The 15,908-nt window shown below is 63.7% G+C and carries 13 protein-coding genes; 3 read left to right on the forward strand and 10 right to left on the reverse strand.

Annotated elements, in window-relative coordinates:
- Positions 1-9: 9 nt before the first annotated feature.
- The 4 genes from yacG to infA are packed head-to-tail and all read right to left on the reverse strand — an operon-like array spanning position 10 to position 1,961.
- Complete coding sequence (gene yacG, locus GRI34_RS01775; protein WP_160594473.1) at positions 10-198, reverse strand: DNA gyrase inhibitor YacG; 189 nt, start codon at positions 196-198, stop codon at positions 10-12.
- Positions 191-1,141, reverse strand: coding sequence for an Rne/Rng family ribonuclease (locus GRI34_RS01780; protein WP_160594474.1), 951 nt, complete (start codon positions 1,139-1,141; stop codon positions 191-193). Before GRI34_RS01780 ends, yacG begins: the two co-directional genes overlap by 8 nt.
- Positions 1,134-1,709: a Maf family protein gene (locus GRI34_RS01785; RefSeq protein ID WP_160594475.1), complete on the reverse strand. Its 576-nt coding sequence runs from the start codon at positions 1,707-1,709 to the stop codon at positions 1,134-1,136. The genes GRI34_RS01780 and GRI34_RS01785 overlap by 8 nt, the downstream gene beginning before the upstream one ends.
- A gap of 6 nt (positions 1,710-1,715) precedes the next feature.
- A complete protein-coding gene (gene infA / locus GRI34_RS01790) occupies positions 1,716-1,961 on the reverse strand; it encodes a translation initiation factor IF-1 (RefSeq protein ID WP_007163491.1) in 246 nt (81 codons plus the stop codon).
- Positions 1,962-2,221: 260 nt separating this feature from the next.
- Between infA and GRI34_RS01795 the strand changes: the two genes are divergently transcribed.
- Positions 2,222-4,909 carry a TonB-dependent receptor gene (locus GRI34_RS01795; RefSeq protein WP_160594476.1) on the forward strand — a complete coding sequence of 896 codons (2,688 nt, stop codon included), beginning with the start codon at positions 2,222-2,224 and terminating at the stop codon, positions 4,907-4,909.
- 13 nt (positions 4,910-4,922) lie between these two features.
- Here GRI34_RS01795 and GRI34_RS01800 read toward each other — a convergent pair whose 3' ends face one another.
- The 4 genes from GRI34_RS01800 to GRI34_RS01815 form a co-directional block, all read right to left on the reverse strand.
- Entirely contained in the window at positions 4,923-5,711 is a 789-nt protein-coding gene (locus tag GRI34_RS01800) for an esterase/lipase family protein (protein ID WP_325065168.1), read from the reverse strand.
- Positions 5,708-7,318, reverse strand: a complete 1,611-nt coding sequence (locus GRI34_RS01805; protein ID WP_160594477.1) for a WS/DGAT/MGAT family O-acyltransferase — start codon at positions 7,316-7,318, stop codon at positions 5,708-5,710. Before GRI34_RS01805 ends, GRI34_RS01800 begins: the two co-directional genes overlap by 4 nt.
- 120 nt (positions 7,319-7,438) lie before the next feature.
- The gene (locus GRI34_RS01810; protein WP_160594478.1) at positions 7,439-8,626 is read right to left on the reverse strand and encodes a BaiN/RdsA family NAD(P)/FAD-dependent oxidoreductase; all 1,188 of its coding nucleotides are present in this window, start codon (positions 8,624-8,626) and stop codon (positions 7,439-7,441) included.
- Positions 8,627-8,633: 7 nt separating this feature from the next.
- A complete protein-coding gene (locus tag GRI34_RS01815) occupies positions 8,634-9,908 on the reverse strand; it encodes an APC family permease (protein ID WP_160594479.1) in 1,275 nt (424 codons plus the stop codon).
- Between the two features lie 77 nt (positions 9,909-9,985).
- On the opposite strand from GRI34_RS01815, the gene uvrC reads away from it, so the two are divergent.
- Positions 9,986-11,953 carry an excinuclease ABC subunit UvrC gene (gene uvrC, locus GRI34_RS01820; protein ID WP_199800094.1) on the forward strand — a complete coding sequence of 656 codons (1,968 nt, stop codon included), beginning with the start codon at positions 9,986-9,988 and terminating at the stop codon, positions 11,951-11,953.
- Between the two features lie 162 nt (positions 11,954-12,115).
- Complete coding sequence (locus GRI34_RS01825; RefSeq protein ID WP_160594480.1) at positions 12,116-12,934, forward strand: universal stress protein; 819 nt, start codon at positions 12,116-12,118, stop codon at positions 12,932-12,934.
- Between the two features lie 25 nt (positions 12,935-12,959).
- Here the strand turns inward: GRI34_RS01825 and GRI34_RS01830 are convergent, their stop codons facing one another.
- The gene (locus GRI34_RS01830; protein ID WP_160594481.1) at positions 12,960-14,747 is read right to left on the reverse strand and encodes a DEAD/DEAH box helicase; all 1,788 of its coding nucleotides are present in this window, start codon (positions 14,745-14,747) and stop codon (positions 12,960-12,962) included.
- Positions 14,748-14,948: 201 nt separating this feature from the next.
- Positions 14,949-15,878: an acyl-CoA thioesterase gene (locus GRI34_RS01835; protein WP_160594482.1), complete on the reverse strand. Its 930-nt coding sequence runs from the start codon at positions 15,876-15,878 to the stop codon at positions 14,949-14,951.
- Between the last annotated feature and the right edge of the window lie 30 nt (positions 15,879-15,908).

Genomic DNA, 15,908 nt, shown 5'->3' on the forward strand with positions numbered 1-15,908 from the left:
GGGGGAAATTCACTCTTCCTTGCCGCCGACCACTTCTGCAGCGATTTCTTCGGGCATTGCAGGGCGGCCGGGCACCGAATAACCATCGCCGAACCATTTCGAAAGGTCGCGGTCGCGGCAGCGCGAGGAACAGAAAGGCGCGTGTTCCTGCGAGCGCGGCTTCTTGCAGATCGGGCAGGGACGGTTCTTGCTAGTCATGGGCAACGATTTGGGCAGCGCCGCTCTCGATGGCAAGGCCCGGATCGGTCTCTATCTTTACCGGACGACCCGTCCGGCGCTCCAGCTCTGTAATCCATTCCGGCTTGAGCTTCGCCTTGAGGGCGGGATGGATAGTCAGAAGCGTGGTTCCAGCCCCTTCGACGCGCTCGGCCCGACGGATTGCCATGCGGGCCGCCATGCCGGTGCGGGAGGTAGCAAAACGGTGCAGGAGCGATGGCCCCTCCAACCGCGCGACCAGTTGGACGAAGCCGAAGCCGTTCATGGCGGTCCTTTCGTGCGGCCAGTCGTCCAGAGCATCATCCAGGGCGGCATCGACGACCTTGCGGTCCGCCTTGGCTTCAAGGGTCGGGAAGTCGATCCCGATGGAGCCGCCAATATCGAACTGCCTCAAGGTAGCGGCGATCGCCGGGACCGCTCTCACGGCAAGTTCGCGTGGTGGGAGGTCGCCATCGATGTCGATGAGCGTCATCGCCGGAGTGACGCAGAGCAGTATCGAGCCGCCGTCAAAATCGATCTGGCCGCTCGATGCCTCTTGCCAGATTGCTTCCCAGCTTCCTGCTGGGAAGCGGTGAACAATCTTGGCGCTGGAGAACACGTCGGGTGCTGCGTTCTGCACCGTCTCGACCGGGCGAGACGCCGGCAGCTTGTATCGTCCGCGTTCGGTCATGGCGGCGCGGGTGACTAAGCAGGCTATCGTCGATCCCTCGCTTGCTTCGCGCGGCAACTTGTCGAGAAGGATCTCGCGCCCGTCCTCGAGAAGTCCCGTGCCGCGCGTACCGCGTTTCGTGGTGAGCTTGGCCGATACAGGCTGGCCTGCATGAAGTTCGCCATGCCAGCGGCATTTCGCCGCAATCACCGTATCGCCGTCGAGCAGGATCGCGCGTATCTCGCCGATCCCTTCTTCGACCAGCCAATCAGGCAATTGCGAAGCCCGCCGCCTTCAGCAGCGCCCTGGTTTCGTAAGGTGGCAGCCCGACTACGCCCGAATGGCTACCCTGGATGCGCGAGATCAGTCCCTCGGCAATACCCTGGATCGCATAGCCGCCAGCCTTGCCGTCCCATTCGCCGCTGGCGATATAGGCATCGATCTCTTCTGCGGAGAGGCGCTTGAACATGACGATCGTTTCGCTGAGCTTCTCGCGCATCGTGCCGTCGGGTGCGCGTAGGGCTATCGCTGACAGGACGCGGTGGCGCCGACCCGACAACAGGGCCAGGCATTCGCGAGCCGTTGCCTCGTCTTCCGCCTTGGGCAGGATCCGCCGACCGGCAGCGACAACCGTATCGCCTGCCAGAACGAAACCTTCGTTCGAAGCGGCAGCCTCGGCCTTTTCGCGGGCCATGCGTTTGGCATAGTCGCGCGGGAGCTCGTCCTTGGCGGGTGTTTCGTCGATATCTGCAGGTGCGATCGCATCCGGCGTTAGGCCAAGCCGCGCGATCAATTCACGGCGGCGCGGGCTGGCGGATGCTAATATGAGAGTGGGCTTGCCCACGGCGGCTTATTGCGGGCCGGGGCCGCCGCGTCCGGGCATGAAGCGGTAGGTGATGCGCGCCTTGGTCAGGTCGTAAGGCGTCAGTTCGCACAGCACCTCGTCGCCCACCAGGACGCGAATGCGGTTCTTGCGCATCTTGCCTGCCGTGTGGCCTAGCACCTCATGGCCGTTCTCGAGCTCGACGCGGAACATTGCATTGGGCAGCAGCTCCACAACGCGCCCGCGCATTTCGAGAAGTTCTTCCTTGGCCATTCGTATCCTTAGTCAAAAATGCAGTTCATCGGTTTGTGTCGCGCGCCCATAGCGGCAGGCGGGATAAAAGGGAAGCGTTAGGCATTAGGCGTTCAAGACGTAGTCACGCGACAAACCGTTACACAGTGGCTGTTTGATCGAAATTGCGAGCGCCCTATGCCCGGCCGGGGATGAGGGACGGAATGACCAGACAGGATTAGTCTTTGATCAATTTACGTTCCCGCCAATCCGCGAGTGTGCTTGCGCTTGTCCTGACCGGCATGCCGGTAATCGCTTCAGCAGACGAGCAGGAGCCGCAATCTTTGCCCGATCCCGAGGAGATCGAAGCAAGCGTGCCTCCGGCCGCGAACGATACCATCGTCGTGGAGGGCACCCGCATCCGGGGCCAGTTATTCGTGGAGGAGAAACCGATCGCCGAATTCGACGAAGCGGACATCGCCTCGTTCGGCGCGAGTTCCATCGCCGACGTTATTGCCGCCATCGAACCTGCGACGGGAAGCGGCGCTCGCGGCGGACGTGGAGGCGGCCGTCCCGTCTTCCTCATCAATGGTATCCGCGTGTCCAGTTGGCGCGAATTCCGCAGCTACCCACCCGAAGCTATCCGTAAGGTCGAGGTCTTTCCCGAGGAGACCGCGCAAAGGTTCGGCTATTCACCGGACCAGCGGGTCGTGAACATCCTCCTCAAACCCGATTTCAGCAGCGTTACCGCCGAAGTCGAATACGAAGGGCCTGAAAGCGGTGGCTTTACGCGCAACGAGCAGGAACTGACCTTCTTGCGGATCAGCGATAAGGGGCGCTTCAACGTCAATATCGACATCGAGGATTCCAGTCTCCTTACCGAGGCAGAGCGCGGTTTGACCGTCACTAACGGTACGCCGGGCGAAGCCGCATTCCGCAGCCTGCGACCCGATACGATGAGCGCCGAGGGCACGATAAACTACGCCCGTGCTTTCCAGGAATCCGGCCTGTCTCTCAGCCTGAACGGAACGGTGAACCATTCCGAAAGCCGCAGCCTCTCGGGACTGTCGAGCGACGGCCTCGTGCCGCTCGAACGACGTAGCGATATCGATACGGTTTCGGTCGGCGGCACGGTGTCGCGGCCGCTGGGCGACTGGAACGCGGTCTTTACGAACAATTCGGTCTTCACGGACTCCCGCACCGAGATCGACAGTTTCGACGGAAGCGGTTTCGATGTGGCGAACAATCGCACCTGGCGGCTGGACAACGCTCTGACCCTGACCGGCTATCCGATTAGTCTGCCCGCAGGAGATATGAGCGTAACGGTCGACTACGGACTGGACTGGGTTCGCCTAACTAGTGACGATACGCGGACCGATTTCGAAACCGAGCTCACGCGGCGAAGGTTGAATGGGAAGACGAACATTTCGGTCCCGGTTTCCGAGCGGGGCGGCCATTGGGGTGCCATTGGCGGCGTAAGCGTGAATTTCAGCTCCGGATTCGAGGATCTTTCGGATTTCGGGACCCTCGCGAACTGGAGCGCGGGCATCAACTGGAGACCGACCGACACGCTTGGCTTCAGTGCAACGCGCATATGGCGAGAAGTCGCTCCCGGTCTCGCCAGCCTCGGCAATCCGCGCATCGATGAATTCAATGTCCCCGTGTTCGACTATGCGAGCGGCGAAACCGTGCTTGCGACCTTGATCACCGGCGGCAATTCCGACCTTGCCGAAGAAACGCAGGCCGACTGGAAATTCACCGGTAACTGGGAGCTACCATTTTGGGAAAATGCCCGGTTCCAGGTCGATTATGGCATCAACCGTTCGCGCGATGTCACGGCTACCCCGGGCTTCAGCGCTGCTTTCGAAGAGGCGTTTCCCGATCGCGTGACGCGCGATCTGACCGGTGACTTGCTGGCGATCGATCGTCGTCCTCTAACGCTTTACGAAACGCGCAGCCGGATCGTGTCTTTCGGCCTCAACGCGCGTGGCCAGATCGGCAAGGCACCCGAACGGCCCGAGCGCGGCGAGCGCGGTCAAGGTGGTCCCCCGGCCGCTGCCGGACGTAGCGGGCGAGGCGGTGGAGGTTTCGATCCGGCAAGGATGGAGGCCATGCGCGAGACCTTCTGCAAGACGCCCGAAGGCGAGATGCCTGACCTGTCCGGCGTCCCGGAGATGTTCCGCTCACGGCTGCTCGACGAAAACGGCAATCCCGACCCGGAGAAGGTCTCTGCTGCCCGCGCGCGGTTCTGCGGCGAGGATGCCGAGCGGCGTAGCAAAGAGTTCGCTGCCATGCGCACGGCGATCTGTGCCGACCCGCCGCAACTCGACGGCCTACCGGAACAGGTGCTCGCCCGCCTGCGCGGGGAAAACGGCGAGATCGATCCCGAGAAGGTGAAGGCGATGCGCGAGCGCATGTGCTCGGCCTCGGCCGACGGTGAAGGCCAGCAATCCGGAGAGCGCCGCGGAGGAGGTGGCTTCGGCCGGATGTTCGGTGGCAATTCGAATGATACTCGCCCGCGTTACTTCCTCAGCATCAATCACAATATCGCGCTCGAGAACGAGGTTTTGCTGGCACAGGGTGGTCCCCTGTTCGACCAGCTTGCGGGCGATGTCCTGCAGGGCGGTGCGATCTCCGAGCATACCTCACGCCTCGAAGCGGGCCTCTTCTGGCAGGGCTACGGCCTGCGCCTGTCCGGCCGCTATACGGGCGAGGCGACGCTGCTGGGCGGCGACACGCCGGGATCGAGCGACCTCTTCTTCGGCGATTTGGCCACGTTCGACATGCGTTTGTTCGCCAATCTCGGCGAAATCTTCAAGAAGGACGAGGGCTGGATGAAGGGCCTGCGCCTCGCTTTCGTGGTCGACAACGTATTCGACGCCCAGCGCGAGGTGCTGGACGAAAACGGCGAAGTGCCGGATGCCTTTGCGCCCGAGCGGATCGATCCGGTCGGACGCTATCTCGGCATCGATATCCGCAAGGCCTTCTAGGCCGCTGCAGGCCTCAGTGCAGCGAGCGTTGGGGGAAGACGATCCGTGCCCATAGGGGGGCGTTGAACGGCTTCCACCCGCCTTCCTTCTGGGCGAGGCGGTCGGCGATGGCGTAGACGGCGGCCGGATTGACGCCGAGGCCGCAATGGCTGGCGAGCACTTCGATGTTCTCGCAGTCCTCGCGGTCGCCTTCCTGCACCGAGCCGCGCCAGTGTACGACACCGTCCGTCCGCGTGAGGATCGACGTGGTCGGAACCGGAGGCGCTTCGGCGAGCTTCTGGAAATTCTCGCCTTTCATGACCTCCGGCTCCTTGCCGTTGAGGTATTCGAACAGGCGGCGGGCATTGGTGTGGTTGCGATCGTCGGAGATCGGGCTGCCGAGGCTGATGACCTGGCGGACCTTCTCCGGTGCAAGCTTGGCCAGTTCGCGCGCGAATACGCCGCCAAGGCTCCAGCCAACGATGCTGATCGGACGGCCGGTCCGCTCGTAGACTTCGTCCACACAGCCCAGCATCGCCTCGATGCGGGCCTGGTCCACCTTGATATTTCGCCCGAGGTTCCAGCCGGCACAATCATATCCAAGGTCGCACAGCAAGCGGCGCAGCGGTCCGGTTGAATAATCGGACGCCATGAAGCCGGGCAGCACCAATACGCCATGCCCGTCTCCGCGCGGAAGCAGGCTCATGAATGGGCGCAGGGCATAAAAGCTGGCCAGTTCGCCCATGGCGCGGCCAGGTTCGGCCAGCGCCAGGATGCGACTGGGAGGACGCGCGTCGACCCGTGCGGCGGTTGCTTGTGTCACGATTTGGTTGTTCCTTTCCCTTTCGGGGCAGCCTTTGAACGGCTGGCGACCCTTTTGGTGCCCTTCTTGGCGGGCGCCTTTTTCGTTGTCGTTGCGGCCTTCTTGGCCGGTGCCCGCTTCTTGGCGGCGGGCTTCTTTGTTGCAGGTTTCTGCGCCGAAGGCTTCTTCGCTGGAGCAGCCTTTGCACCGCCCTTGGCGGCATCGCGCAGTTCTTCGTAGGATGCGCGAATGCACTCCACGTAGAATTCCGGATCGGGCAACATCTCGCGGTCGGCGGTAAAGGCGATGGTCGCCTCGTCCGTATAGGACTGCACGACATGGCCGAGCCCCAATCCGTCGGTGAGGCAAAGCAGCCCCATCATGCTCTGCATCTTTGCGCCGGCAGAATAGATCGGGATGGGCGGTCCGGGCACATTGGTCACGACCGTCGTGAAAATCGGGCCGACCCCGCGATTGGCGAGGCTGAGGCGGCTGTAGAGCTGCGCACCGAGGGCCATGAAAAGGGCAGGGCTCGCCTTGCTCATCTCCGTCATGTTCCGCGCGCCCAGCGCATCGGTCATGGCCTTGGAATTCTTCGTGCGGTCGTGGACCCACTCGAGGCGCTCGATCGGGTCTGCGATATGGGTGCCGAGCGGCGCGATCATGGCTGCGACCTGGTTGCCCATCGTGTCCTTTTCGCTGCTCGAACGAACCGAGATAGGCGCCATCGCGGTAAGCGTTTTCTTCGGCAGTTCGCCCTTGTCCTCAAGGTAACGCCGCATCGCCCCGCCGATGATGGCGAGGAAGACGTCGTTGACCTTGGCGCCTTCGGCGGCGGTCCGGATTGCCTTGATCTCTGCCAGCGGGACGCTGACCCCTTCGACGACGCGGTGAGGAGAGATCTTCTTGTTGAAGCGCGTCTTGGGGGCGATCATCTCGGTCGAGACGTCGAAATCCTTCGCGGCCAGGCCCTTCAGCGCCTTGGCGAGACCGGGCGCGGCTTTGGCGGCCACTTCCAGTTGCTTGAGGGGATTGGTGATCGCGTTGAAATAGCTCTTGCCCAGCAGTTCGACCGGGTTGGGTACCTTTTCGGGCTTCCAATTATCCGGCGTTTCGGGCGGCGGCTGGTCGGGGCGCAGCGTGTGGGTCGCCTCCATCAGGTCGATCCCGCTCATCCCGTCGATCGCCGCGTGGTGGACCTTGGTGATGTAGGCATAGCTGCCCTTCTTCAGGCCTTCGACGCCGTCGAGCCCCTCGACGACCGTGATTTCCCACGGCGGGCGGCTGAGGTCGAGCGGGCGGGAAAAGACGCGGGCCGCCTGAATGCACAGCTGTCGCCAGTCGCCCGGCGCAGGGAGGGCGACGTGCCGGACATGGTATTCCAGGTCGAAATCGGGATCTTCGATCCAGTAGGGATAGTCGAGATCGAAGGGCACGCGAACGAGGCGCTGCCGCATGGTCGTGGAGAGTTGCAGCCGGCTTTCGATGAAGCCGAGAATGTCCTTGAAGCGTACGAAACCGCCGGGCGCGGTACTGGGATCGTAGATGAGGATGGAGCCGATATGCATCGGCGAATTGCGCGTCTCGAGCGCGACGAAACTCGCGTCCATGCCCTGCAGTTGCTGCATATGTTCCTTTCCAGCCACCGCAGCACACGAAAGCGCTCGGTAACTCTCCCCTGCACGGCCGGTTTTTGCCGGTCCGAAAGAAGGAAGCTAGCAGCATTGTGCAGCGCGTCAAATCGCGCGTTACAGCGCTTCCCCGGCGGCAACGCCGCTCGCCCAGGCCCACTGGAAATTATACCCGCCGAGCCAACCGGTTACGTCGACCGCTTCACCGATGGCGTAAAGTCCGGGGACCTGCTTCGCCTCCATCGTTTTCGACGATAATTCGTTGGTCGAGATACCGCCGATCGTGACTTCGGCCTTGGCGAAGCCTTCCGTGCCATTCGGCCGGAACTCCCACCGCTTGAGCCGTTCATTCGCAATGCGCAGCGCCTTGTCGGATGCATTGCCGAGATCGCTTTGCACCCCGAGCTTTTCCGAGAGGATGTCCGCCAGCCGGTCCGGCAGTTCATCGCGCAGAACGCTGCGCATCGTTGCCTGAGGCGTTTCGCGCTTACGTTCGAGCAGCCAGTCGGCGTCGCGCCCGGGCAGGAAGTCGATCAGAACCGGATCGCCGGGTTTCCAATATGACGAAGCTTGCAGGATCGCGGGGCCTGACAGGCCGCGATGTGTAAAGAGAGCAGCTTCAGGAAAACTCGCCTTTCCGGCGCGCGCCACGACCGGTGCGGAGACGCCCGAGATTTCGCGGAAAAGCACCTCTTCGCCGCCCAATGTCAGGGGGACCAGGGCAGGGCGGGGCTCGACGATCTTCAGGCCGAATCTGCGGGCCAGATCATAGGCAAAGCCGCTCGCGCCCATCTTGGGGATCGACGGCCCGCCGGTCGCGAGCACCAGCGAGGCGCCGTGGTAGGTCCCGCTGTTCGTGACGACCCTGAAGCCATCCTCCTGATCGACCGTCTGCACGTCCTCGTTGCAGCGAACGGTCACTTCGCCGCCGAATTCGGAGGCCTTATCGCATTCTGCCAGCAGCATCGCGACGATCTGCTTGGCCGAGCCGTCGCAAAACAGCTGTCCCAGCGTCTTCTCGTGCCACGCGATATCGTAGCTTTCGACCAGTTCGAGGAAATCGCGCGCCGTGTAACGGGCCAGTGCACTCTTGGCGAAATGGGGGTTCGCAGAGAGGTAATTCGCCGGACCAGCGCCGATGTTGGTAAAGTTGCACCGGCCCCCGCCCGAAATGAGTATCTTCTTGCCGGGAGCGTCCGCTTTTTCGAGCACCAGCACGCGTTTGCCCCGCTGGCCTGCACGCGCCGCGCACATGAGCCCCGCGGCGCCTGCGCCGAGGATTATGGCATCGAAGTTGTCCGGCATTGTGGCCTCAGGCTTCTTCTGTCGGCTTCTGGCGCGCTGCAACGAAATAGAGGACCGTGCCGACAACTACGAGCACGCCGAACATGGTCCACGCCTGCTGGTCCGCATGGCTGGCAATCCAGACCGAGGCAGCGAAAGCCAAGACGGCGACAATCAGGTGCAGCGGATTTATCCGGCCCTCGCGATGCTCGATCATCGGCAAGGCTGCTGCCGTAATCACATAAGTCAGCAGGCGGGATAGCGTGCTTGCCGCTGCGAGCGCGAGGAAGCCGCCCCACACGGCGAACAGGGCCGATGCGACACCGTAGAACAGGATCGAGTTTGCAGGTGTCAGGAAACGCGGGCTGACACGCTCGAACCACTGGGGCAGCATCCCCTGTTCGGCCATGCCGTATGCCATGCGCGGCACGACGATCAGTCCGCCGAGGCTATTGGCGGCGATCGAGAAACCTGCGCCCACTACGATGACCAGCGCGCCCCATTGTCCCAGCGCCACTTCCGCCGCCCCTGCGAGCGCGTTTTCATTGGCGCCTTCTTCGGGACCGATGGTGAGATAGGCCCAGATGACCAGAGCATAGAGGATGGTGACACCGGCCAGGACAGTGACGAGTACGCGCGGAATATCCTTTTTCGGGTCGCGCACCTCGCCTGCCGGGACGGTCACGCCTTCAAAGCCGATGAAGGCGTAAAACAGCAGCAGGACGACGGATTCGACCTGGCTGAATTCGGGCAGGACCACAGTTTTGTGCGTGAAGGCGCCGAAGATCGCTACGCCGATGATAAGTATCAGCGGCGTCAGCTTGAGTGCCGTCAGCAATCCCAGCGTATTGACCGAACTGCGCATGCTCAACAGCGTCACGCCCGTCAGCGCGAGGATCGTGACCACCACGGTGGCGGTTGCCGCCGTGTCGTTCTCCAGCCATGGGAATACCGCCGCGAAATAGGCGATCATGACGTGGGTGTTCGCGGCCATCGCGACCGCGCCCGATGCATAGCGACCCCACCCAGCCTGGAAGCCGGCAAAACTGCCGAAAGCTGCCTTGCCGTAGAGCACCGGTCCGCCGCTGCCGTCGAAACGTGCGGCAAGCCACGCGAAGGTGAGAGCCAGCGGCAGGAACATGATCCCGCCGATCACCATCAACCACGGCGCGAAGCTGCCGACGGCCGCGACCAGCACCGCGGGCAGGGCGAAGATTCCCGACCCGATCATTCCGTTGATCTGGAACAGCGAGGTGCCCCAGAAGCCGACTGTGCGCGGCGGCGCTATCTTTTTCCCGTCCATGCCGACAATCCGTGCCCTCTATGGCCTTTGTGCGCAAGCGATTGAGTATGGCGCGTCCACCGCCTATCTCCCCCCTCATGTCGCGTAGCAAGGCCGGTTCCCCCAACGATCCCAGAGGCAAGGAGCGTTTCCACGAGGAACGCGCCACCAAGACCGTGGCCAGTGCGCAGCCGGACCTGGAAGCGGGGATCACCGCCATCCGCGAGACGGTGAAGACGCTCAAACCCCGGCCTGGCGTCTACCGGATGCTCGATACGCGCGGCGACGTGCTCTACGTCGGCAAGGCCCGCAGCCTGAAGGCGCGCGTCGCCAACTACACCCAGATCAACGGCCTTTCGAACCGCATCGTGCGCATGATCAGCCAGTGCCGCGCGATGGAGATCGTGGTCACCAATTCGGAAGCAGAGGCGCTGCTACTGGAAGCGCAATTGATCAAGCGCTACCGCCCGCCGTTCAATGTGCTGCTGCGCGACGACAAGAGCTTTCCATTCATCCTCCTGCGCGCCGATCATGCCTTCCCGCGCATCCAGAAACATCGCGGGGCGCGGCGGGCAAAGGGCAATTACTACGGGCCCTTCGCCAGCGCAGGCTCGGTCAACAAGACGCTGAATGCGCTGCAGAAACTGTTTCTCCTGCGCAGTTGCACCGACAGCTTCTTCAACAATCGCGACCGGCCCTGCCTGCTTTACCAGATCAAGCGATGCAGCGCGCCGTGCGTGGGCCGCATCGACGAGGAAGGCTATGCCAGCTTGGTGGACGAGGCGAAGGATTTCCTGTCCGGCAAATCCTCCGCCGTGCAGGCGAATATCGAAAAGCAGATGGCGAAGGCTGCCGAAAGTCTCGACTTCGAGACCGCGGCGATCCTGCGCGACCGGCTGCGCGCGGCGACGTTCATCCAGGGCTCGCAGGCGATCAACGCCAGCGGCGTCGGGGATGCCGATGTCTTCGCGCTGGCGAAGAAGGGCGGGCAGATCGGCGTGCAGGCCTTCTTCATTCGCGGAGGGCAAAACTGGGGGCACCGCGCGTTCTTCCCGCGCAATACGGGCGATCTGGAGGAGGCACAGGTTCTGGCCGACGTGCTGCTCCAGTTCTACGAGGAAGTCCCGCCGCCCAAGACTATCCTGACCGATCGCGAACTGGCCGAACAGGAGCTTATCGCCGAAGCTCTTGCGGAAAAGGCCGGCCACGCCGTCGCCATCTCGATCCCGCAGCGCGGCGATCGCCGCAAGCTGATGCAACAGGCCCAGCGCAACGCGACCGAGGCGCTGGAGCGGCGGCTGGCCGAAAGCGGGACCAAGGCTCGCATCCTGCGCGAACTGGCCGAATTCCTCGAGCTGGAAGAAGTGCCGCAGCGTATCGAGATCTACGACAACAGCCATATCCAGGGCGACAAGGCGCTGGGTGCGATGGTGGTCGCCGGTCCCGAAGGCTTCGAAAAGGGCCAGTACCGCAAGTTCAACATCAAGACCGCCAAGACCAATGACGATTTCGGCATGATGCGCGAGGTCATGCAGCGCCGTTTTCGCAAGCTTGCCGAGACCGAACGCGACGACGAGGCATCGCAGACGGGCAAGGGGCACGAGGCGATCTGGCCCGACCTGCTGCTGATCGATGGCGGCAAGGGCCAGGTGTCGAGCGTAATGGCCGTCTTGGAAGACCTCGGCATTGCCGACGACGTACCGGTGATCGGCATCGCCAAGGGGCCGCATCACGGCCGCGAAGGGCGCGAGGTGTTCCACTTCCCCGACGGGCGCGAGAAGACGCTGCCGGTCAATTCGCAGGTGCTGTTCCATCTCCAGAACCTGCGCGACGAAGTGCACCGCTATGCCATCGGCGCCCACCGCGCCAAGCGCAGCCGCGCTATCACCGCCTCGCCGCTGGACGAGATCCCGGGTATCGGCCCTGCGCGCAAACGTGCGCTCTTGCTCCATTTTGGCACCGCCGGGAAAGTGAGGGCCGCTGCGCTGGGGGACCTCATGCGCGCTCCCGGCATCAGCGAAGGCGTCGCTCGGCAAATCTACGACTTCTACCACGCAGGCGGTTGAGCCGTCCGATTGGACGGCAGCCACACTCTCCTGTATCTTTTGGGGCGACGGCTCAAATTTGAGCCAGATCAATGAACGGCATCGCCAGAGCGCTATCCTGACTGCATCGAATCCGGAAAAATAGCCTCGGCTGCCGGACCAACGCCAAGTGGGAGATCCGCCATGAAATCGATCCTGTTCAACGCATTCGCCGACAAGGGCCATCCGCAGCGCCTCGACCTGGCGCTAGACCTCGCGCGCGCTTTCGACGGCCACCTTTCGGTGCTGAACGCCGTTCCTTACGAAGCCGCAGGCACGATCGATCCCTATGGCGCGGCGTTTGCGGCCATGGTGCCGATCTGGCGCGAGGAGGCGGCGAAGCTGAAAGCCGAGACGGAAAAGGACCTCGCCAACGAAGGCGTGGCCTGGGACTGGATCGATTGCGCGGGGCCGGTGTCGCTCTCGCTGATCCGCCATTCCACGCTGGCCGACCTCATCGTGATCGGTGAAAAGGAACCGCGCAGCGGCGGCAAATCGCCATCCTTCACGGCCGGTGAAGTGGCGCTGGGCGCAGATTGCCCGGTGCTGGTCCTGCCTGACGAGTGCAAGCGGCTCGATTTCGACAAGACTGCCGTCGTCGCCTGGGACGGATCGTCGGAATCCTCCCATGCCCTGCGCGCTGCGGTTCCTCTTTTGGCGAAGATGAAGGCGGTCTATCTCGTCACGGTCGGCGAAGGAAAGAAGGGCGACAAGGATTTCGACCTGCCAGCCATTCGCGGTGCCGACTATCTATCCCGCCACGGGATCGGTTGCGAGATCGTGCAGGTCGCGGCAGACGACAAGGGCGTCGCCCACGCGATCCAGTCTGCGGCCGACACACGTGATGCGGGCCTGATCGTGATGGGCTGCTACGGCCGCCTGCGCCTTGCCGAACGGCTGTTCGGTGGCGTGACGCGCGCCATGCTCACGGACGTAAAGGTGCCTCTCCTCCTCAAGCACTGAGGCGGAGAGGACATAGCACGCCGGGTCAGCCCTGTGCGGGCTTGCCCGGCTTGCGCTTGCCCGCGAACTTCTTGCCCGCTCCCGGACCCTTCTTGAAGGGTTTGCCCGGCTTCTTTCCGCCGGGACCCTTGCCGAAGGGCTTGGGGCGAACGCGCGGGCCACCGCCGCCATGTTCACGGCGGTTCTGGCGTGCCTCGATCCGGGGCCCGTCGGGCGCCGCTTCGATCAGGATCGCGTCCTGCTCGTCTTCCGAGCTCGCAGTGCGGGCAACGGCATCGGCGAACTTGCCGGCGACGTTATTCGGGATCTGGAACCAGGTTTCGTGCTGGCCCACGCGGATGGCACCGATCTCGTTGCGCGTGATGTGACCACGGCGGCAGAGTAGCGGCAGGATCCAGCGCGGCTCGGCGTTCTGGCGACGCCCGACACCGATCTTGAACCAGGCCACGTCCTCGAAACCGGGACGGTGACGGTCGGCCTTGGCCTTTTCGCGCGCTTCGGGCGTGTTGGCGACCAGTTCCTCGGGTTCGGGAAGGCGCGCACGGTGAGTGTTCACCAGTGCCGCAGCGATGTCTTCGGGCGGCATGCGTGACAGCAGGTCGGCCGCCATTTCGCGATCTTCGTCGCTGAACTCGCGCGGCTCGGTCAGCCGCTCCATCAGGCGCGTGCGATCCTTCTTGCGGATCTGCTCGGGCGAGGGTGCGTCCATCCATTCCGCAGCGATCTGTGCGCCGCGCAGCATGCCTTCGACCCGGCGACGACGGTTGTAGGGCACGATGATCGCCGCCGTACCCTTCTTGCCCGCACGGCCTGTGCGGCCCGATCGGTGCTGAAGGGTTTCCGCATCGCGCGGGATTTCGACGTGGATGACGAGGCTGAGTGTCGGCAAATCGATGCCGCGCGCTGCAACGTCCGTAGCAACGCAGACGCGCACGCGCTTGTCGCGCAGGGCCTGGAGGGCCTGGTTGCGTTCCGACTGCGAATGTTCGCCCGAAAGCGCAACGGCTGCGAACCCGCGCTCCTGCAGGGTCGCATGGAAGCGGCGGACATTGTCACGCGTGGCGCAAAAAAGGATCGCCGTTTCTGCCTCGTGGAAGCGCAGCAGGTTGACGACGGCGTTTTCGATCTCGGCGGGCGAGACAGTAATCGCCTGGTAGCTGATGTCGCCATGCCCGCGGTCTTCGCCGCGCAGCGAGAGGCGCAGGGCGTCCTGCTGGTAACGCTCCGCCAGGCGCACGATTTGGCGCGGCATGGTGGCCGAGAACAACAGGGTGCGGCGCGTTTCGGGCGAGGCGTCGAGGATTTCCTCGAGGTCGTCGCGGAAGCCCATGTCGAGCATCTCGTCCGCTTCGTCCAGCACGACGCCAATCAGGCCCGAGAGGTCCAATGCGCCGCGTTCGAGATGGTCGCGCAGGCGGCCCGGGGTACCGACGACGATCGCGGGACCAGCACGTAGCGCGCGGCGTTCCTTGCTCGCGTCCATTCCGCCTACGCAGGTCGCGATGCGCAGACCTGCCTTGGCATAGAGCCAGCCGAGTTCGCGGCTCACCTGGAGGGCGAGTTCGCGCGTCGGCGCGATGACCAGTGCGAGCGGCTTTTCTACCAGCGCCAGATTGCGGGTTTCTTCCAGCAGGGCGTCGGCCAGCGCCAGCCCGAAAGCTACGGTCTTGCCGGAGCCCGTCTGGGCGGAAACGATAAGGTCGCGGCCTTTCGCGTCGTCCGCGATCGTGGCGGATTGGACGGGGGTAAGGTCGGTATAGCCGCGCTCGGTCAGCGCTTCGCCGATCATCGGCGGGAGAGTTTCGAAAGACATAGGGCTCACGGGCATTGGCGCATCGACACATGCGACGCGCGGGGAAACAGGAATCCGGCTGCTCGCGGTCCGTAAAGGCACGTGCGCGAGAGGGAGAGCGCGGCGGAATTCGAAAAGCCGTCGGCGCGTTCAGGCGGCCCTATAGCGGGATTCGACCCGTTTGGCTCGTTTTATTTTGCACCTGCGAAATGAGGTGCGAAATCAAGTCTCGTCCTTGCCCTTTGCGCGCCGGATCACGCCTTCCTGAGCAACGCTGGCGACCAGCTGGCCGTCGCGGTTGAATATCCGCCCGCGGTTAAATCCGCGACCGCCACCGGACCACGGGCTGTCGGTTGCATAGAGCAGCCATTCGTCGGCGCGGGCAGGGCGATGGAACCAGATCGCATGGTCGAGGCTGGCGCCTTTCAGCTCGCCACGCGCCCAGGACAGGCCGTGGGGCAGCGCGCTGGTGCCGAGCAGCGTGAAATCGCTCGCATAGGCAATCACGGCGCGGTGAAGCGCGGAATTGTCCTTGATCGCGGGCAAGGGGGCCACGGTGCGGAACCAGCTGTGCGCGGCAGGTGGCTTGGGCTCCGCATTCATCCAGTGCAGCTTGTCGGACGTGCGCATCTCGATCGGGCGCGGGCGCAGCATGAGCGAGCGCTGTACGTCGGAGACGTTTTCCATCGCGTCGAGGAAGCGTTTCCTCAATTCGCTGTCGGGCAGAAGTTCTTCCGGCGGGGCTACGTCGGGCATCACGCTGTTGGCGTGCTCCAGACCTTCCTCAGGCCGCTGGAAACTGGCCGTCAGGTTCAAGATCGCGCTCGGCTCATCGTCGCCGACCTGCTGGCGCGCGACGACGCGGCGATTGGCAAAGGACCGACCGTCGAAATCGGCTGCGACCGAATAGTCGATGTCGATGCCTTCCCGGCCGCCGCGCAGGAAATAGGCGTGAAGGGAGTGGGCTTCCATTCCATCCGGCGCGCTGGCCTGCGCTGCCTGAAGGGCCTGCGCCACGACCTGTCCGCCGAAAACCCGCCCGATGCCGCCGGGCTGCTGGCGCCCGGCGAACCGGCCATCGCCCTTGTCGGTAACGGTCAGCAGACGGATCAGTCCGGCGACGAGTTCTTCTGGAGTCTTGGTGTCGGTCACGCGGCGGCTTTGCTTCGGAGTGCGCGCAGC

It is taken from the genome of Qipengyuania aquimaris (assembly GCF_009827445.1).
GTDB classification, from domain to species: Bacteria; Pseudomonadota; Alphaproteobacteria; order Sphingomonadales; family Sphingomonadaceae; genus Qipengyuania; species Qipengyuania aquimaris.

Bases quoted from the DNA above. Each gene is read 5' to 3' on its own strand.
- yacG (WP_160594473.1), bottom strand. From the start codon at position 198: ATGACTAGCAAGAACCGTCCCTGCCCGATCTGCAAGAAGCCGCGCTCG.
- infA (WP_007163491.1), bottom strand. From the start codon at position 1,961: ATGGCCAAGGAAGAACTTCTCGAAATGCGCGGGCGCGTTGTGGAGCTG.
- GRI34_RS01795 (WP_160594476.1), top strand. From the start codon at position 2,222: ATGCCGGTAATCGCTTCAGCAGACGAGCAGGAGCCGCAATCTTTGCCC.
- GRI34_RS01805 (WP_160594477.1), bottom strand. From the start codon at position 7,318: ATGCAGCAACTGCAGGGCATGGACGCGAGTTTCGTCGCGCTCGAGACG.
- GRI34_RS01810 (WP_160594478.1), bottom strand. From the start codon at position 8,626: ATGCCGGACAACTTCGATGCCATAATCCTCGGCGCAGGCGCCGCGGGG.
- GRI34_RS01815 (WP_160594479.1), bottom strand. From the start codon at position 9,908: ATGGACGGGAAAAAGATAGCGCCGCCGCGCACAGTCGGCTTCTGGGGC.
- uvrC (WP_199800094.1), top strand. From the start codon at position 9,986: ATGTCGCGTAGCAAGGCCGGTTCCCCCAACGATCCCAGAGGCAAGGAG.
- GRI34_RS01825 (WP_160594480.1), top strand. From the start codon at position 12,116: ATGAAATCGATCCTGTTCAACGCATTCGCCGACAAGGGCCATCCGCAG.
- GRI34_RS01830 (WP_160594481.1), bottom strand. From the start codon at position 14,747: ATGTCTTTCGAAACTCTCCCGCCGATGATCGGCGAAGCGCTGACCGAG.